This window comes from Frigoribacterium sp. CFBP 8759 (assembly GCF_014841655.1).
In the GTDB taxonomy this organism is placed as follows: Bacteria; Actinomycetota; Actinomycetes; order Actinomycetales; family Microbacteriaceae; genus Frigoribacterium.
In genome coordinates, this window is record NZ_JACYUH010000002.1 from 356,346 (window position 1) to 373,836 (window position 17,491).

18 protein-coding genes are annotated in these 17,491 nt (G+C 71.0%); 16 read left to right on the forward strand and 2 right to left on the reverse strand.

The features are described from left to right. The first annotated feature begins 24 nt into the window (after positions 1-24). From IFT79_RS06945 to rbfA, 11 genes are all read left to right on the forward strand, one after another. On the forward strand, positions 25-1,056 hold the full coding sequence (locus IFT79_RS06945; protein ID WP_082460258.1) for an AAA family ATPase: 1,032 nt from the start codon (positions 25-27) through the stop codon (positions 1,054-1,056). A 5-nt stretch (positions 1,057-1,061) separates the two neighbouring features. Further along, positions 1,062-1,949 carry a DUF58 domain-containing protein gene (locus IFT79_RS06950; protein WP_192123398.1) on the forward strand — a complete coding sequence of 296 codons (888 nt, stop codon included), beginning with the start codon at positions 1,062-1,064 and terminating at the stop codon, positions 1,947-1,949. Continuing rightward, positions 1,936-2,418 carry a hypothetical protein gene (locus IFT79_RS06955; RefSeq protein ID WP_056045838.1) on the forward strand — a complete coding sequence of 161 codons (483 nt, stop codon included), beginning with the start codon at positions 1,936-1,938 and terminating at the stop codon, positions 2,416-2,418. The genes IFT79_RS06950 and IFT79_RS06955 overlap by 14 nt, the downstream gene beginning before the upstream one ends. Beyond that, positions 2,409-3,407, forward strand: a complete 999-nt coding sequence (locus IFT79_RS06960) for a vWA domain-containing protein (RefSeq protein WP_123570221.1) — start codon at positions 2,409-2,411, stop codon at positions 3,405-3,407. The genes IFT79_RS06955 and IFT79_RS06960 overlap by 10 nt, the downstream gene beginning before the upstream one ends. Beyond that, on the forward strand, positions 3,404-4,498 hold the full coding sequence (locus IFT79_RS06965; protein WP_192123400.1) for a VWA domain-containing protein: 1,095 nt from the start codon (positions 3,404-3,406) through the stop codon (positions 4,496-4,498). The genes IFT79_RS06960 and IFT79_RS06965 overlap by 4 nt, the downstream gene beginning before the upstream one ends. After that, entirely contained in the window at positions 4,495-5,331 is an 837-nt protein-coding gene (locus IFT79_RS06970) for a hypothetical protein (RefSeq protein ID WP_192123401.1), read from the forward strand. Before IFT79_RS06965 ends, IFT79_RS06970 begins: the two co-directional genes overlap by 4 nt. Before the next feature lie 26 nt (positions 5,332-5,357). Continuing rightward, a complete protein-coding gene (locus IFT79_RS06975; protein WP_192123404.1) occupies positions 5,358-7,118 on the forward strand; it encodes a proline--tRNA ligase in 1,761 nt (586 codons plus the stop codon). Positions 7,119-7,281: 163 nt separating this feature from the next. Then, on the forward strand, positions 7,282-8,271 hold the full coding sequence (nusA, locus tag IFT79_RS06980) for a transcription termination factor NusA (RefSeq protein WP_056045823.1): 990 nt from the start codon (positions 7,282-7,284) through the stop codon (positions 8,269-8,271). 61 nt (positions 8,272-8,332) lie between these two features. Continuing rightward, positions 8,333-8,767, forward strand: a complete 435-nt coding sequence (locus IFT79_RS06985) for a YlxR family protein (RefSeq protein WP_192123406.1) — start codon at positions 8,333-8,335, stop codon at positions 8,765-8,767. Positions 8,768-8,855: 88 nt separating this feature from the next. Beyond that, on the forward strand, positions 8,856-11,648 hold the full coding sequence (gene infB / locus IFT79_RS06990; protein WP_192123408.1) for a translation initiation factor IF-2: 2,793 nt from the start codon (positions 8,856-8,858) through the stop codon (positions 11,646-11,648). Between the two features lie 101 nt (positions 11,649-11,749). Next, entirely contained in the window at positions 11,750-12,289 is a 540-nt protein-coding gene (gene rbfA, locus IFT79_RS06995) for a 30S ribosome-binding factor RbfA (protein WP_159826395.1), read from the forward strand. A 28-nt stretch (positions 12,290-12,317) separates the two neighbouring features. Here rbfA and IFT79_RS07000 read toward each other — a convergent pair whose 3' ends face one another. Beyond that, entirely contained in the window at positions 12,318-13,187 is an 870-nt protein-coding gene (locus IFT79_RS07000; protein ID WP_056045814.1) for an A/G-specific adenine glycosylase, read from the reverse strand. Positions 13,188-13,255: 68 nt separating this feature from the next. Here IFT79_RS07000 and IFT79_RS07005 point away from each other — a divergent pair, with 68 nt between their 5' ends. From IFT79_RS07005 to IFT79_RS07025, 5 genes are read left to right on the forward strand one after another with little or no spacing between them, the layout of a single operon-like run. Further along, positions 13,256-13,810 carry a hypothetical protein gene (locus tag IFT79_RS07005; protein WP_056045810.1) on the forward strand — a complete coding sequence of 185 codons (555 nt, stop codon included), beginning with the start codon at positions 13,256-13,258 and terminating at the stop codon, positions 13,808-13,810. A gap of 46 nt (positions 13,811-13,856) precedes the next feature. Continuing rightward, the gene (gene truB / locus IFT79_RS07010) at positions 13,857-14,756 is read left to right on the forward strand and encodes a tRNA pseudouridine(55) synthase TruB (protein ID WP_056045807.1); all 900 of its coding nucleotides are present in this window, start codon (positions 13,857-13,859) and stop codon (positions 14,754-14,756) included. After that, a complete protein-coding gene (locus tag IFT79_RS07015) occupies positions 14,753-15,121 on the forward strand; it encodes a hypothetical protein (protein ID WP_043596125.1) in 369 nt (122 codons plus the stop codon). Before truB ends, IFT79_RS07015 begins: the two co-directional genes overlap by 4 nt. 46 nt (positions 15,122-15,167) lie before the next feature. Then, the gene (locus IFT79_RS07020) at positions 15,168-15,659 is read left to right on the forward strand and encodes a hypothetical protein (RefSeq protein WP_233568335.1); all 492 of its coding nucleotides are present in this window, start codon (positions 15,168-15,170) and stop codon (positions 15,657-15,659) included. 5 nt (positions 15,660-15,664) lie between these two features. Beyond that, entirely contained in the window at positions 15,665-16,606 is a 942-nt protein-coding gene (locus IFT79_RS07025) for a bifunctional riboflavin kinase/FAD synthetase (protein ID WP_056045804.1), read from the forward strand. A 153-nt stretch (positions 16,607-16,759) separates the two neighbouring features. On the opposite strand, the gene deoC is transcribed toward IFT79_RS07025, so the two are convergent. Beyond that, positions 16,760-17,488 carry a deoxyribose-phosphate aldolase gene (deoC, locus tag IFT79_RS07030; RefSeq protein ID WP_192123410.1) on the reverse strand — a complete coding sequence of 243 codons (729 nt, stop codon included), beginning with the start codon at positions 17,486-17,488 and terminating at the stop codon, positions 16,760-16,762. Positions 17,489-17,491 lie beyond the last annotated feature (3 nt).

The window sequence follows — 17,491 nt, forward strand, 5'->3', positions numbered from 1 at the left end:
GGGGACTGGTTTACAGTGGGGCGCGTGACCGACACCGCCACCGCCAGCCCGACCCCGCCGCCGGCTCCGGCCCCCGTGACGCCCGCCGAGCTCGAGCGGGCTCGGCAGATCGTCGGGGCGGTGTCGCAGGCGTTCGGCCGCAAGGTCGTGGGTCAGACCGCACTCCGCGACACCCTGCTCGTCGCCCTGATCACCGGCGGGCACGTCCTGCTCGAGAGCGTCCCGGGGTTGGCCAAGACGACCGCGGCACAGACCATCGCGCAGTCGATCGACGCGAGCTTCCGGCGCATCCAGTGCACGCCCGACCTCCTGCCGAGCGACATCACGGGCACCCAGATCTACGACGCCCAGAAATCGACCTTCGTCACCCAGCTCGGGCCGGTCCACTCGAACTTCGTCCTGCTCGACGAGATCAACCGGTCGAGCGCCAAGACCCAGAGCGCCATGCTCGAGGCGATGCAAGAGCGACAGACGACCATCGGGGGCACGGTCTACCGACTGCCGTCGCCCTTCCTCGTCCTGGCCACCCAGAACCCGATCGAGCAAGAGGGCACCTACCAACTGCCCGAGGCGCAGCTCGACCGCTTCCTGTTGAAAGAGATCCTCGACTACCCGACCCCCGCCGAAGAGGCCGAGATCATCCGGCGCATCGAGAGCGGCGTCTACGACGAGGCCGCCGCACCGTCCACGGGCGTCGGCCTGGCCGACGTCGTCTACCTGCAAGACCTGGCCAAGCGCGTCTACGTCGACGCGTCGATCGTCAACTACATCGTGCAGCTCATCTACGTCACGCGGCACCCGCAGCAGTACATCCCGGCGACCCTTGCCGACTACGTCGAGTTCGGGGCCAGCCCCCGGGCCAGCATCGCCTTCATGCAGGCGGCCCGTGCCCTCGCCCTGCTGCACGGGCGCGACTACGTCATCCCCGAAGACGTCAAGCACCTGCGCCACTCCGTGCTGCGACACCGCATGATCCTCAACTACGAGGCCACGGCCGACGAGGTCGCGCCCGAGACGATCATCGACGCCGTGTTCGGCGCCGTCCAGACCCCCTGACGCCGGTGGCCAGCCTGTTGCTGCGCGTCAGGACGAAGATGGGGCTGTTCGCCCACCGACGCACGATCGACCTGCTCGAGGGCGGCTACGCCTCGGTGCACCACGGGCGCAGCCACGACTTCGACGACCTCCGGGCCTACGTCCCGGGCGACGAGGTGAAAGACATCGACTGGAAGGCCACGGCCCGTCACGGCGAGCCCCTGGTCAAGCGGTACATCGCGAGCCGCCGGCAGAACCTCGTCCTCGTGATGGACACCGGTCGCAACATGGCCGCGACGGCCACGAGCGGCGAATCGAAGAAAGACATCGCCCTGATGGCGGCCGGCGCCCTCGCCTACATCGCCGCCAAGCACGGTGACGTCGTGTCACTGGTGGCGGGCGATTCGTCGGGTACCCGCGCGCACCCGGCGGGCGCGACCGAAGCCCACCTCGAGACCCTCCTGCGGCAGGTCGACCGACGCGTCGACCTCGACGCCCCGACGAGCGACCTCGCGGCCGTGCTCGAGTGGGTCGCGCGGGGCATCCGGCGGCGCTCCATGCTGCTCGTGGTCACCGACGACTTAGCGATCGACGATCGCATCACCCGGTTGCTCCGGCGTCTGCGCGCGCAGCACGAGGTCGTCTGGCTGACGATCGGCGACGCCGACCTGATGACGCGCGCGGGTCGGGCGGGCGAGGTCTTCGACGTCCGCGAGATGGCCGGACTGCCGGCGTACCTGCGCGAGAACGCGCAGCTCCGTCGAGAGTTCGACGACTCCTCCCTGCGGCGCGTCGGCGACACCGAGCGCGAGCTCCTGGCCCTCGGCATCAGCAGCCAACGGCTCGGCAGCCAGGCCGAGGTCGTTCCCGGGCTGTTCACCCTGATAGAGAAGCACCGTCGTGTCGGGCGCTGACGACTTCTTCGGGCCCTACCAGTACCCGCTCTGGGTGCTCTGGCTGGTGCTCGGCCTGGTCGGGCTGGCACTCGTGGCCGCCTGGTACGTCTTCGTGATCCGTTTCTCGGCCCGCCGCCTCCCTCCGGCCCAGCGGGCGGCCCGCGCGGCCTCCCGACCGGTCGCCCTCGCCGACACCAAGGAGAAGTACCTCGCCCTGATCGACGAGGTCGAGACGGCCGCCTCCTCGGGGCGGCTGAACGACCGTGGCGTGCACTCCCGGCTCAGCCTGCTCCTGCGGTTCTTCGCGCACGAGACGAACGGGGTCGACACCCACGTGATGACCCTCGCCGACCTCCGCGAGTCGAACCTGCCCCGGCTCGTCGGTGCGGTCGAGCAGTACTACCCGCCGGCCTTCCGGCTCGAAGCGCCCGGCGACCCGGCCCGTGCCGTCGCCACCGCGAGGGACCTGGTGTCGTCATGGGGCTGATCTTCTGGTGGGTCCCGTTGGTCGCACTGGCGGTCGTGGCGGTCGCGGCATGGCTCTACGTGCGGTGGAGGCGCCGCGACAGAGCGCGCCTCCGTCGCCTCGGCGTCCCGGTCGCGCACGGCGAGCGGCTGACCGCGCTGCCCGCGTACCAGCGCGTCGTCCGGCGCTACCGTGCCGCGCTCGCGGTCGTCCTCGTCGCCATGGTGGCGCTGACCGGCATCAGCGTCCTGCTCGCGGCCCGCGTCTCGAGCACCGACGTCGTCGAGCCCCAGTCGTACAAGCGCGACATCATGCTCTGCCTCGACGTGTCGGGTTCGATGACCGAGGTCGACTCCCAGATCGTCGACACCTTCTCGACCCTCTCGCAGGGGCTCGACGGCGAACGCGTCGGGCTGTACCTCTTCGACAGCTCGGCCGTGCAGGCGTTCCCGCTCACCGACGACTACGACTTCGTGCGCACGCAACTCGAGCAGTACCGCGACTCGTTCGACACCATGGGCGAGAACGGGACCCGCTACTGGACGGGCACCGACCTCGGTGACGGTGCGTCGCTGATCGGCGACGGTCTGGCGTCGTGCGTCCTCGGGTTCGGCGACGACGACAGCACGCGGCCCAAGTCGGTCGTGCTCGCCACCGACAACTACGTCAACGGCAAGGCCCTGCTCACGCTCACCGAGGCTGCCGACCTGGCGACCGAGCGCGACGTCCGCGTGTACGCGGTGAACCCCGCCGACCACGCCACGGACGCCGTGGCCGACCAGGTCGCCGCCGAACTGCGCACCGCGGCCGAGTCGACCGACGGTGGCTACTACGCCCTCGACGACTCGACGACCGTGCCGCAGATCGTCGACGAGATCGACGCCCGCGAGGCGGGGCTCTTCACCGGCGCCCGACGGCTCGTGGTGACCGACCACCCGCAGGCCCTGGCGATCGCCGCCCTGCTCGTCGCGATGGGCGGGCTCGTGATGCTCTGGCGGGTGCGCCTGTGATCGCCCGGGCGCTGGTGTTCCAGCCCGTCCTGCCCTGGTGGCTCCTCGCCGTGGCCGCCGTCGCCCTGCTCGGGTTCACGGGCTGGCGCGTGGTGGCCGAGCGGGGCCGACGACGGGCCCTTCTCACCTGGGTGCGACGTCTGGTCATCGTCGCGTTGCTGCTCGTCGTCGCCGTGCGGCCGAGCCTCCCGGGCGGGTCGGCGCAGGCGTCGGTCGCCCAGCTCAACGTCTTCTTCGTGGTCGACACGACGTCGAGCATCGCGGCGGAGGACTGGGGCGACGGTCGGCGTCGACTCGACGGGGTGCGGGCCGACATCGCCGAGGTCACCTCGCAGCTGGCGGGAGCCCGGTTCTCGCTGCTGTCCTTCGACAGCACCGCCGTCCTGCGGACGCCGCTGACCGACGACGCCTCCGCCGTGGTCGCCGCCGCCGACGCCATGAACCAAGAGGTCACCTACTACTCGAGCGGCAGTTCCGTCAGCGAGGCGAACGACCTGCTGGCCGAGCGGCTGTCCGAGGCCCGGCAGAGTGCGCCCGAACGGGCCAACGTCGTCTACTACCTCGGCGACGGCGAGCAGACCAGCGGCACCGAGCCCGAGAGCTTCGCGGCATCCGCCGGCGACGTCGACGGCGGTGCCGTCTTCGGCTACGGCACCGAGCAAGGAGGCAAGATGCGCGTCTTCGACGGCTACGGCGACGAGTACTCGTCGAAGGAGTACATCCAGGACCGCACACAGCCCGGCGATCCCGATGCCGTCTCGACGATCGACGAGGACGCCCTGCGGCGCATCGCCGATCAGCTCGGCGTGCCGTACGTGCACCGCACGGCCGACACATCCGTCGACGCTGCGGTCGCGGACGCTCGCGACGGTGCCGTCGCCTCCGACGAGGGGCGGGCCGACAGCCTGATCGACCTCTACTGGATCGCCGCGATCCCCTTGTTCCTCTTGCTGCTCCTCGACGTCGCACTCGTGGCGAGGGCACTGGGCGAGGTCCGTCCACCACGGCCCGTCCGCGCCGGACGCGGTCGAGGACGCGGTGCGCCGTCGGGACTCGACGCCTCGCGACCCGACAGGGGAGTCCGCCCGTGACCGACACCCTCGTCCCTCCGCCCGTCGACGAGATCCGCCGCGCCCACGAGGCCGAGGCCGGGCCCGACGTCGAGCAGTACCGGAGACGCCTCCGGCGTCGACTGCTGCTCTGGTCGGCCCCGGTCGTGCTCGTCGTCCTGCTCGTGGCCCTGAAGCTGCTGAGCCTGCCCGCCTTCGCCGCCCTGACGCAGTGGTCGTACGGCGACAGGGAGTTCGAGCGCAGCGCCTCCTGGTCCGAGCCCCTCGGCGTCGCCAACGTGGTCGAGCCCTGGGTGCACCACTTCGACCGGGGGACCGCCTACGCCCAGATCGGCGTGCTCGACGTCGCGCGTCAGGAGTTCGTCACGGCACTCGACCTCGCCCCCGACGACGCCACGATCTCGTGCGTCATCCGGGTCAACCTGGTGCTCACGATCGAGGCCCAGGGCGATGACGCCCTGCTCGAACTGCGCTACGCCGACGCCGAGGCGCTGTACGAACTCGGGGCGAAGACCGTCGACGAGGCTCCCGAGGGCTGCTTCCAGCCGCCGGAGGACCCCCGGCAGCCCGACACCTCCCAACCCCTCGACGACGCCCAGCAGCGCCTCGACGAGAAGGGGCAGCAGGCCCAGGGGGGCGAGGGCGACGAGCAGCAGCCCGAAGGGGACGACGGCAGCGATCCCGGTGCCGGGGGAGACGAGCCCGGCGGGGGCGAGGGGCAGGCCGAGTCCGACGACCCGCTCGACCAGCTGCAGCAGCAGGGCGAGCAGAGCCAGCAGCAGCAACAGCAGGACACCGACCGCGACCGCTACTACGAGCAGAACCCGGGTGACTACGACGGCAAGCCGTGGTGACCCGGGCACGCCCCTAAGCTGGACGGGTGTCCACACGTCTCTCCCAGCTCTTCGTCCGCACCCTCCGAGAAGACCCCTCCGACGCCGAGGTGACCAGCCACCGGCTGCTCGTCCGTGCCGGGTACATCCGCCGTCAGGCACCGGGGGTCTTCGCCTGGCTGCCGCTCGGCCTGCGCGTCAAGGCGAAGATCGAGGCGGTCATCCGTGACGAGATGCAGGCCGCGGGCGCCCAAGAGGTGCACTTCCCCGCCTTGCTGCCTCGCGAGCCCTACGAGGCCACCGGGCGGTGGACCGAGTACGGCGACGGCATGTTCCGCCTCAAGGACAGGAAGGACGCCGACTACCTCCTGGCCCCCACGCACGAGGAAGCCTTCACCCTCTTGGTGAAGGACCTCTACTCGTCCTACAAGGACCTCCCGCTGACCCTGTTCCAGATCCAGGACAAGTACCGCGACGAGGCTCGACCCCGGGCCGGCCTGCTGCGCGGCCGCGAGTTCACCATGAAGGACGCCTACTCGTTCGACGCGTCCGACGCCGGTCTGGACGACAGCTACCAGAAGCAGCGCGACGCCTACGAGCGCATCTTCACGCGGCTCGGCCTCGAGTACGTCATCGTCAAGGCGGATGCCGGGGCCATGGGTGGTTCGCGCAGCGAGGAGTTCCTGCACCCCACCACCATCGGCGAGGACACCTTCGTCCGCTCGGCGGGCGGCTACACCGCCAACGTCGAGGCCTTCACGACGATCGTCCCCGACACGGTCCCGCCCGAGGGCCTGGCCCCCTCCCGACGCCTGGCCCCGGCCGACACGCCGACCATCGACTCGCTGGTCGCCCAGCTCAACGCCGACGAGTCCCGCGACTCCGGGCCCTGGACGGCCGCCGACACGCTCAAGAACGTCGTCGTCGCACTCAGCCACCTCGACGGACGCCGTGAGCTCGTCGTGGTCGGCCTGCCGGGTGACCGTGAGGTCGACATGAAGCGGCTCGAGGTCGCCTTCGCCCCGGCCGAGGTCGAGGCCGCCGGCGACGCCGACTTCGCGAAGAACCCCGTGCTGGTCCGCGGCTACCTCGGCCCCCAGGTGCTCGGCGGCGAGTCCGACTCGGGCATCCGCTACTTCGTCGACCCGCGCGTGGTCGAGGGCTCGGCCTGGGTCACCGGGGCGAACGAGAAGGGCGTGCACGTCGCCGACCTCGTCATGGGCCGCGACTTCACCGCGGACGGCACCATCGAGGCCGCGCAGGTCCGCGAGGGCGACCCCGCGCCCGACGGTTCCGGCCCCATCGAGACCGCCCGCGGCATGGAGATCGGTCACGTCTTCCAGCTCGGCCGCAAGTACGCCGAGGCGCTCGGCCTCAAGGTGCTCGACGAGAACGGCAAGCAGGTCACGGTCACGATGGGCTCGTACGGCATCGGCGTCACGCGCATCCTCGCGGTGATCGCCGAGGCGAACAACGACGCCAAGGGTCTGATCTGGCCGGCCAACGTCGCCCCCTTCGACGTCCACGTCGTGGCCACGGGCAAGGACCCCGTGGTCTACGAGGTCGCCGAGAAACTCACCGCCGACCTCGAGGCCCACCGTCTCGACGTCCTCTACGACGACCGACCCAAGGTCTCGCCCGGCGTCAAGTTCGGCGACGCCGAACTCCTCGGCGTGCCGCAGATCGTCGTCGTCGGCCGTTCGGCCGGCGAGGGCGTCGTCGAGCTCTGGGACCGCCGCACGGGCGAGCGCACGCCGGTCCCCGTGGCCGAGGCCGTCGCGACCCTCACGGCTCCGCGAGCGTCCTGAGCGCCGGCACCGCGCCTCCTCGTCCCGGTCGTGACGACCCCGAGGAGGCGCGGTGCCGGGCTCGCGGACGGTCCGCCGTCCACCCCGCTCTCGGGTACCGTAGGGGGATGCTGCGCGCGCCATCGTGCGTGCAGCCTGCAGATCTGAATAGTGGAGGCCCTCAGTGGACATCGACCTGAGCGTGCTGCGTCTCATGGAGCGCGAGCGTGAAATCCCCTTCGACGAACTCGTGCGCATCATCGAGCAGGCCATCCTCACGGCCTACCTCAAGCACACGAACCAGCCCGAGAGCCGCATCCCGGTCGCTCGCGTCGAACTCGACCGCAAGACCGGGCACGTCTCGGTCTTCGCCATCGAACGCGACGACGAGGGCGAGGTCGTGGGCGAGTCCGTCGACAGCCCCAGCGACTTCGGCCGCATCGCGGCCTTCGCGGCCAAGCAGGTCATCAACCAGCGCCTGCGCGACATCGGTGACGACAAGGTGCTCGGCCAATTCAAGGGCCGCGAGGGCGACATCGTCGCGGGCGTGATCCAGCAGGGGCCCAACCCCCGCATGATCCACGTCGACCTCGGCACCGTCGAGGCGATCCTCCCGCCCGAGGAGCAGGTGCCGGGTGAGAAGTACGCCCACGGCTCGCGCATCCGCGTGTACGTCACGGGCGTCAGCAAGGGCACCAAGGGGCCGCAGATCACGGTCTCGCGCACCCACCCGTCGCTCGTGCGAAAGCTGTTCGCCCTCGAGGTGCCCGAGATCGCCAGCGGCGTCGTCGAGATCGTCTCCCTGGCCCGCGAGGCCGGCCACCGCACCAAGATGGCCGTCCGTGCGACCGAGCCCGGCGTCAACGCCAAGGGCGCCTGCATCGGCGAGATGGGGCAGCGCGTCCGCGCCGTCACCACCGAGCTCAACGACGAGAAGATCGACATCGTCGACTACTCGAGCGACCTCCCCACCTTCGTCGCCAGCGCCCTGTCGCCGGCCAAGGTGTCGTCGGCCTTCGTGATCGACGCGTCCACCAAGGCCGTCCGGGCCCTCGTCCCCGACTACCAGCTGTCGCTCGCCATCGGCAAGGAGGGCCAGAACGCCCGCCTCGCCGCGAAGCTCACGGGCGCCCGGATCGACATCCAGCCCGACAGCATCCTCGAAGACGACTGAGTGGATGTCGATCCGCGCGCCGGGTCGACGACGCGCCAGCGTCGGCGGCCCGGTCACGGGAATGACCCATCCAGCCCGACAGCATCCTCGAAGACGACTGATCACCGCGACGAGAACCCGAGTGGTCGAGGGCGACCGGCGCACCACGCCGTTCGCCCTCGGCGTCTCCCGTCCGACGACACGAGGGGGTAAGGTGGAACCCGTCAGAACGTGCATCGGTACTCGAGCGCGCGCTCCACGATCCGCACTCGTGCGGGTCGTCGCCCGAAACGGACGTCTCGTGGTCGATCCGACCGCGACCCTTCCCGGGCGGGGTGCGTGGTTGACGCCGTCGGTCGACGCGTTCGAGTCGGCAGTGAAGCGCAAGGCCTTCCGCCGTGCACTCCGCCTCGACTCCGAACCCGACGTCGACGAGCTCCGCGCCCACCTCACGCGGATCACCACTTCACGACCCATCGCCACGACAGAACAGGCTGAACGGCACATGGACAACTAATGAGCAACCACTAATGAGCGGCTCGAAATGAGACCCGTCCAGAACTAAGGCTCTTCCCGTCTCGGGAAGGGCCCGAGACAGGAGAACTGTGGCTAAACCACGCGTACACGAGATCGCCAGCGAGCTGGGGATCGACAGCAAGACCGCACTAGAGAAGCTCAAAGAGATGGGCGAGTTCGTCAAGGGACCGTCCTCCAGCGTCGAGCCTCCCGTCGCCCGCAAGCTGCGCCAGGCCTTCGCCGGTGCCGCGAAGCCCGCGACCCCCGCCGCCAAGGCCCCCTCGGCCGGTGCCGCCGCACAGCCCGCGAGCTCGGCGCCCAAGCCCGGCGGTCCCCGTCCGGCAGCCCCCAAGCCTCCCGTCGCCGAGTCGACGCCCGCCCCCGTGGCGGCTGACGAGCCCGACGTCGACGCGGCACCCGCACCCGTCGCCCCGCTGACGGTCGCCGAGCGCCAGGCCCAGGCCGAGGCGCAGCGTGCAGCCGCAGCCGCAGCAGCCAAGGACGACGCGGCAGCTCCGGCCGACGACGCCGCCAAGCCCGGCGCCGCGGGTCCCAAGCCCGGCGGCCCGCGCCCCGGTGCCCCTCGTCCCGGCAACAACCCCTTCGCCAGCAACCAGGGCATGGGGCGCCCCAGTGCTCCTCGACCCGGCGGCTCCGGTGCGGCCAGCAGCATGCCCCGTCCCGGCGGCGCCGCGGGCCCGCGCCCGCAGGCTCCCCGTCCCGGTGCTCCTCGTCCGGGCGCTCCGCGTCCCGGCGTCGGTGCCGGCCCCCGTCCCAACGGCTTCGGTCAGCGTCCCGCCGGTGGCGGCGCGGGTCGTCCCGGTGGTGCCGGCGGTGGCTTCCAGCGTCCCGGCGCCGGTGCCCCCGGCGCGGCCGGCGGCTTCCGTCCCGGCTTCAGCGGGCCCCGTCCCTCCGGTGGTGGCGGTCGAGGCCGCGGCCCCGGTGGCGGAACCGCCGGTGCGTTCGGTCGTGGTGGCGGCAAGAGCAAGGCACGCAAGTCGAAGCGGACGAAGAGGGCCGAGTTCGAGATGCGGTCGGCCCCGTCGCTGGGTGGCGTCAGCGTCCCCCGCGGCGACGGCAACACGATCGTCCGTCTGCGTCGTGGTGCGTCCATCAGCGACTTCGCCGACAAGATCGACGCGAGCCCCGGCAACCTGGTGACCGTCCTGTTCCACCTCGGTGAGATGGCGACGGCGACCGAGTCGCTCGACGAGGCCACCTTCCAGGTCCTCGGCGAAGAGCTGGGCTACAACATCCAGGTCGTCTCGCCCGAGGACGAAGACAAAGAGCTGCTCGAGGGCTTCGACATCGACCTCGAGCAAGAGCTCGAGGACGAGGACGAGTCCGTCCTGCAGATCCGCCCCCCGGTCGTCACGGTCATGGGCCACGTCGACCACGGAAAGACGCGTCTGCTCGACGCGATCCGCAACGCCAACGTGGTCGCCGGCGAGGCCGGCGGCATCACGCAGCACATCGGCGCCTACCAGGTGTGGGCTCCGCACGAGGGCGTCGAGCGCGCCATCACCTTCATCGACACCCCCGGTCACGAGGCGTTCACCGCCATGCGTGCCCGTGGCGCCCAGGTGACCGACATCGCGATCCTCGTGGTCGCGGCGGACGACGGCATCATGCCGCAGACCGTCGAGGCGTTGAACCACGCCCAGGCGGCCGGCGTGCCGATCGTCGTCGCGGTCAACAAGATCGACAAAGAGGGCGCGAACCCGGCGAAGGTGCGTCAGCAGCTCACCGAATACGGCCTCGTCGCCGAGGAATACGGCGGAGACGTCATGTTCGTCGACGTGTCGGCCCGTGACAACAAGAACATCGACGCCCTCCTCGAGGCCGTTCTGCTCACGGCCGACGCCGGTCTCGACCTGCGTGCCAACCCCGACAAGGACGCCCGAGGCGTCGCCATCGAGGCCCGTCTCGACAAGGGTCGCGGTGCCGTCGCGACGGTCCTGATCCAGTCGGGCACGCTGCGCGTCGGTGACGCCATCGTCGCCGGCACGGCCTACGGCCGCGTCCGCGCCATGGTCGACGAGAACGGCGACTCGGTCGACGAGGCCTACCCGAGCCGGCCCGTGCTGGTCCAGGGTCTGTCGAGCGTTCCCCGGGCTGGTGACACCTTCCTCGTCACCGAGGAGGACCGCACCGCCCGTCAGATCGCCGAGAAGCGCGAAGCCGTCGAACGCAACGCCTCGCTGGCCAAGGCCCGCAAGCGCATCTCGCTCGAGGACTTCACCCGTGCTCTCGAAGAGGGCAAGGTCGAAGCCCTCAACATCATCATCAAGGGTGACGTGTCCGGTGCCGTCGAGGCGCTGGAAGAATCGTTGCTCAAGATCGAGGTGGACGACAGCGTGCAGCTGCGCATCATCCACCGCGGTGTGGGTGCCGTCACCGAGAGCGACGTCAACCTCGCCACGGTCGACAACGCGGTCATCATCGGGTTCAACGTCCGTCCCGACACGAAGGCTCGGGAGCGCGCTGCTCGCGAGGGTGTCGACGTCCGGTTCTACTCGGTCATCTACGCGGCCCTCGAGGACATCGAGAACTCGCTCAAGGGCATGCTCAAGCCCGAGTTCGAGGAGAAGCAGTCCGGTGTCGCCGAGATCCGCGAGATCTTCCGCTCGTCGAAGGTCGGCAACATCGCCGGTGTCATCGTGCGCTCGGGAACGATCACCCGCAACGCTCGTGCCCGCGTGATCCGCGAGGGCGTCGTCGTCGGCGACAACCTGGCGATCGACTCGCTGCGTCGCTTCAAGGACGACGTCACCGAGGTGCGGACGGACTTCGAGGCCGGCATCGGTCTCGGCAAGTTCAACGACATCCAGATCGGCGACGAGATCGAGACCATCGAGATGGTCGAGAAGCCCCGGGGCTGACCCGGCGTCGTCGCAGTACACGAGGCCCCGCTCCGACTACGGTCGGGGCGGGGCCTCACCCCTCTCGCCACGGCGGCGAGCAGCACGAACAGGAGTGAACAATGGTTGACGCGCAACGCGCCCGCAAGATGGCCGACCGCATCCACGAGATCATCGCGCGGCGTCTCGAACGCGGCATCAAGGACCCTCGACTCGGGTTCGTGACGATCACCGACGTCAAGGTGACGGGAGACCTGCAGCACGCCTCGGTCTTCTACACGGTCTACGGCACCGACGAGGAACGGCGCGACACGGGTGCCGCCCTCAAGTCGGCGACCGGCATGTTGCGCAGCGAGGTGGGCAAGAACATCACCGCGCGGCTCACCCCGAGCCTCGAGTTCATCCTCGACGCACTCCCCGAGAACGCGGCCTCGATCGACCGTCTGCTGCAAGAAGCTCGCCAGCGCGACCACGAGAGCCAGACCATGGCCTCGTCGGCCGAGTACGCCGGCGACGCCGACCCGTACGTCAAGCCCCGCGACCTCGACGCGGACGACGACCTCGACGCGGACGACGAACTCGACGACGACCTGGCGATGGACGACGAGCTCGAGGCACCCGCCGCAGGCGAGTCGACCGAGCCCGACGGCTCGACCCGCTAGCCAGAGCACCCGTCAGGACGCCCCCGCCTCAGTCGGGCAGGCGATAGCCCTCGTCGGGCGACCCCGTGGCCAGACCGTCACGGAGCAGCCCGGCGAGGGCTCTCGCGCGTTGCACGTCGTCCGGCCAGACGGTCGCGATCTCGGCCGCCGTGACGGGGACGTCGCTGGCCCGCAGCTCGGCCAGGATCAGTCCGCGCACCTGGCGGTCCGATCCCTCGAAGCGGGCCTGGGTCCGGAGGCGCGGCCCGGTGTGCGCAGGACGACCCGCCAGCACCCACGCGCATCGGTCGACCAGCGGGCAGACGTCGCACTTCGGTGACCGCGCCGTGCAGACCAGGGCACCCAACTCCATGACGCCCGCGTTCGTGACCCGCGCCTCCTCGAGGTCGTCGGGCAGCTGCGACTCCATCAGGGGGAGGTCGCGCGAGGCCTTCGGCGCCCACGGTTCGGCGAGTCCCTCGACCGCACGGGCCAGGACCCGGCGGACGTTCGTGTCGACGACGGGGTGCCGGTGGCCGTAGGCGAAGACCGCGACGGCCCGTGCGGTGTAGTCGCCGATGCCGGGCAGTGCCAGGAGCGAGGGGACGTCCTCCGGCACGACCCCGTGGTGTCGCTCGGTGATGGCCACGGCGGCGGCGTGGAGGGCCAGGGCCCGACGCGGGTAGCCGAGGCGTTCCCAGGCGCGCACGGCCTCGGAGGCCGGTGACGCCGCCAGGTCGCGTGGTGTGGGCCAGCGGTCGAGCCACTGCTCGAGTCGTGGCACGACGCGGGCCACGGGGGTCTGCTGGAGCATGATCTCGCTGACCAGCGTGCCCCAGGCCGTGAAGCCGGGACGCCGCCACGGGAGGTCGCGACCGTTCTCGCGGAACCAGGCGGCCACGGCGGGGGAGATGCTCACCGTACGAGCCTACGGCTCGTCGAGGGCGTGCCCGGCGAGGTCCCGGCCGTCGGGCGTACGGTGGCCTCATGACCACCCGATGGGCCCCTGCCAAGAAGGACACGCTGCGCGAACTCGCCACCGAGATCGTGCACAACTACGGGCGCGGACGCGTGCTCGTCGCGATCGACAGCGATGGAGGCGCGGGTGCGGCCGGTCTCGCCGACGACCTCCTCGAGGCCTTCCGCGAGCAGGGCCAAGCAGCGTTCCGTGCCTCGCTCGCCGGCTTCGAGAAACGGCCCGCAGGGGCGTCTCGTGACTCCGCTCCGGTCCTCGACGAGAGCCTCTTCCGACGGGTGCTCGTCGAGCCGTTCCGGATGGGCGGCAGCACGGGCTGGGTCGACCGGGCCTGGGACGCCGACGCCGACCGTGCGGTCGAGTCCGCCTGGGTCACGGGCCCCGCCGACGCGGTGCTGCTCGTCGACGGCACCGACCTCGCCCGCCCCGGCCTCGCGGGGCTGTGGCACTACCGGGTGTGGGTCACGGCCGACGACTCGCGACTCGACGCCCGGGCCAGGGCCTCGGCCGTCGTCGACAACTCCGACCGCGAGCACCCCCGTCGACGTTTCGACGACGCGTGCTGAGCGCGTCCCCGGCTTGGTCGCGGTCCTGCTGCGCTAACGTCGTCGGGTGAACAGCGGTCTCCTCCTCGTCGACAAGCCGCAGGGCATCACCAGCCACGACGTGGTCTCCCGTGTGCGGAAGGCCGCGGGCACGCGCAAGGTCGGCCACGCCGGCACGCTCGACCCGCTGGCCACGGGGTTGCTGGTCTTGGGCCTGAACTCGTCGACGCGCCTCCTGACCTTCCTGGTCGGCCTCGACAAGGGCTACGACGCCACCATCCGCCTCGGCGTCTCCACCACCAGCGACGACAGCGACGGCGAGGTCGTCTCGACGACCGCGGCCGGAGACGTCACCGACGACGCCGTCGACGCCGGCATCGCGCGACTGACCGGGCCGATCAGCCAGGTGCCCACCACGGTCAGCGCGATCAAGGTCGACGGCCGTCGCGCCTACGACCTCGCCCGTGCCGGGGTCGAGGTCGAGTTGACGGCCCGCGACGTGACGATCTCCGAGTTCACCGTGCTCGAGCGACGCGACGCCGTCGTCGACGGTGTGCCCGTGCGCGACCTCGACGTGCGGGTCTCGTGTTCGTCCGGCACCTACGTCCGGGCCCTCGCCCGCGACCTCGGAGCCGACCTCGGCGTCGGGGGACACCTGACCGCACTGCGTCGGACGCGGGTCGGGCCGTTCGACGTGACCCGCGCCTCCGTCCTCGAGGGCATCGACGTCGCCCCGGCGCTGCTCCCTCCGGTCGACGTCGCCCGCACCCTCTTCCCCGAGTGGTCGATGACCGCTGCCGAGGCCGTCGACCTCGGGCACGGCAAGCGCGTGGCCGTCGAGCTGGCCGACACCCCGGGGCCCGTCGCCGCGGTCACCCCGACGGGCGCCCTCGCGGGCCTGGTCTCGGTGCGGGGCGGGGCCGCGAAGCCCATCGTGAACTTTCCGACCGACGAGGTGCAGGCATGATCGAGTGGTTCACCTGGGTGCAGGTCGTGGTGGCCGTGGTGGCCGGCATCGTCTGCGTGGTCGCCTGCTTCGCCAAGCGTCAGCCCGACGACATCACCGTCGGCACGGGTGCCGTCGTGCTGCTGCTCCTGCTGGTGCAGCTGGTCGTCGCGATCGTCGCTCCCTTCGTCGGCAACGCACCGACGGGCAACCTCGTGGAGTTCTACATCTACCTGGTCTCGGCCATCCTCCTGCCGCCCCTCGCGACGGTCTGGGCGCTCGTCGACCGGACGCGCTGGAGCAACCTCGTTCTGGCGACCTCGTCGTTCGCGATCGCGGTGATGGTCTACCGGATGTTCCAGATCTGGACCGTCCAGGGCCTCTGACCCACCCGGTCGGCGGTGGAGGCGTCGGAGTCCTATCCTTGACGAGATGGTCACTCAGAAGTCAACGCGCGCGGTCGGCCTCGGCCGGGTCCTCATCGCCGTGTACGCCCTCCTCGCCCTCGCCGCCACCGGTCGGTCGGTCTTCCAGATCGCGACCCAGTTCTCCGAGGCTCCGCTGGCCTACACCCTGAGCGCGTTGTCGGCCGTCGTCTACATCGTCGCCACCGTGGCCCTCATCGGCCGTGGCCAGGGGTGGTACGCCGTGGCCTGGGCGACCATCAGCTTCGAGCTCGCCGGCGTCCTGATCATCGGTCTCGTGACCGTGCTCGACCCCGAACTCTTCCCGCACGACACCGTGTGGTCGTTCTTCGGTCGCGGGTACGGCTTCGTGCCGCTCGTCCTGCCCGTGCTCGGCATCCTGTGGCTGCGACGGCAGGGCCGTGTGGCCCGGGCCGTCGACGCGTCGGGGGTCGACCGGGCGGGCGCCGACGGCGTGGGGGCCGGTGGGGTCCCTCGCGACCCGGGCACGACGAGGTAGCGCGCGTGCAGTTCTACGACCTGGTCGGCGACGTGCCGCCCGACTTCGGGCCGAGCGCCGTCACCATCGGCAAGTTCGACGGGGTCCACGTCGGGCACCGCGCCGTGATCGACATGCTCGAGGGGGTGGCGCGCGACGAGGGTCTCGTCTCCACCGTGGTCACGTTCGACCGGCACCCGTTGGCGGTCCTGCGACCCGACGACGTGCCGACGGCTCTCGTCAGCAACCGTCAGAAGCGCGAGCTGCTCGACGAGGCCGGGGTCGCCGCGACCCTCATGCTCACCTTCGACGCCGAGCTGCGGGCGCTGACGCCCGACGAGTTCGTCGACCGCATCCTCGTCGGGGCCCTGCACGCTCGCGTCGTGTTCGTGGGTGACGACTTCCGGTTCGGCGTGCGCGGCAGCGGCACCGTCGACACCCTGCGCGGCCTCGGTGCCTCGCGCGGGTTCCGGGTCGTGTCGATCGACGACGTGAGACCGAGTGGCGGCCGCCGAGCGTCGTCCACCTGGATCCGCGAGCTGATGGACGCGGGTGACGTCCGTGAGGCCGGCGTCCTGCTCGGCCGCGAGCCGTCGGTGCGCGGCATCGTCGTCCACGGAGAACAGCGGGGCCGCGAGCTGGGCTTCCCGACGGCCAACCTGGCCCGCGACAGCGAGGGGTTCGTCCCGGCCGACGGCGTCTACGCCGCCCGGGTCTCGGTCGGCGACACGCTCTACCCGGCGGCCGTGTCGGTCGGCAACAACCCGACGTTCGAGGGGGTGCCGGCCAAGCAGGTCGAGGCGCACCTGCTCGACGTCTCGCTCGACCTCTACGGGCTCGAGGTCACCGTCCACTTCGTCGACTGGGTGCGCGGCAACGTGCGCTTCGAGGGGCTCGACGCCCTGATCGCGCACATCAGGGCCGACGTCGTCCGCACGCGCGAGATCTTGGGGCTGCCGACCGCCTGAGGCGTCTGGCGTCGAGCGTCACGCGTCGAGCGCCGTGAGCAGATCGTCCGGCGCACGTCGACGACGGGACGCCGAACCGTGCGGCGGTGCGGCCCGACGGCCTCGAGGAGGCGCGGGTCACGTCGTCGACGTCACCCGCGCCTCCTCGGCTCGTCAGTACGACGTCGTGTCGTCGCCCGCGCCCGAGGCGCGGCCCGTCTCGAGGCGGTGCGCCAGGTCGGCGAGGATCGTGCCGCTGGCGCTCGTGCCGAAGCGCGTGACGCCGAGCTCGAGCATCTCGAGCACGGTGTCGAGGCCGCGCACGCCGCCCGAGGCCTTGACCTGCACCGAGTCGGAGACGGCCTCGCGCATGAGGCGCAGGTGCGGGAGCGTCGCCCCGCCACCGGCGAAGCCCGTGGACGTCTTGACGAAGGCGGCTCCGGCGCGCTCGGCGGCCGTCGAACCCGCGACGATCTGGTCGTCGTCGAGGTGGGCCGTCTCGAGGATGACCTTGACGAGCGTGTCGCCCGCCGCCTCGACCACGCCGCGCACGTCGGCCTCGACCTCGGCGGTCATTCCGCTGCGCAGCCAGCCGATGTTGACGACCATGTCGAGTTCGGCGGCGCCGTCGGCGATCGCCTGGCGCGACTCGGCGGCCTTGGCCGCCGTCGAGGTCGTGCCGTGGGGGAAGCCGATGACGGTGCCGACGAGCACGCCGGTGCCCTCGAGGCGCTCGACGGCGTGCGCGATGTCGGAGGGCCGGACGCAGACGCTGAAGACGTGGTTCGCGGCGGCGTCGTCGAGGGCCGCGTCGACCTCGGCGCGGGTGAGCTCGGGCTTGAGGATCGCGTGGTCGATCATGCCGGCGACGGCGGAGACGGTGGGGAGCTGCTGGGTAGTCATGAT

What these genes read in the sequence shown, in the direction of transcription:
- IFT79_RS06960 (WP_123570221.1), top strand. Translation starts at nt 2,409, where the DNA reads ATGGGGCTGATCTTCTGGTGGGTCCCGTTGGTCGCACTGGCGGTCGTG.
- IFT79_RS06985 (WP_192123406.1), top strand. Translation starts at nt 8,333, where the DNA reads ATGACCCATCCAGCCCGACAGCATCCTCGAAGACGACTGATCACCGCG.
- rbfA (WP_159826395.1), top strand. Translation starts at nt 11,750, where the DNA reads ATGGTTGACGCGCAACGCGCCCGCAAGATGGCCGACCGCATCCACGAG.
- IFT79_RS07005 (WP_056045810.1), top strand. Translation starts at nt 13,256, where the DNA reads ATGACCACCCGATGGGCCCCTGCCAAGAAGGACACGCTGCGCGAACTC.
- IFT79_RS07015 (WP_043596125.1), top strand. Translation starts at nt 14,753, where the DNA reads ATGATCGAGTGGTTCACCTGGGTGCAGGTCGTGGTGGCCGTGGTGGCC.
- IFT79_RS07020 (WP_233568335.1), top strand. Translation starts at nt 15,168, where the DNA reads ATGGTCACTCAGAAGTCAACGCGCGCGGTCGGCCTCGGCCGGGTCCTC.
- deoC (WP_192123410.1), bottom strand. Translation starts at nt 17,488, where the DNA reads ATGACTACCCAGCAGCTCCCCACCGTCTCCGCCGTCGCCGGCATGATC.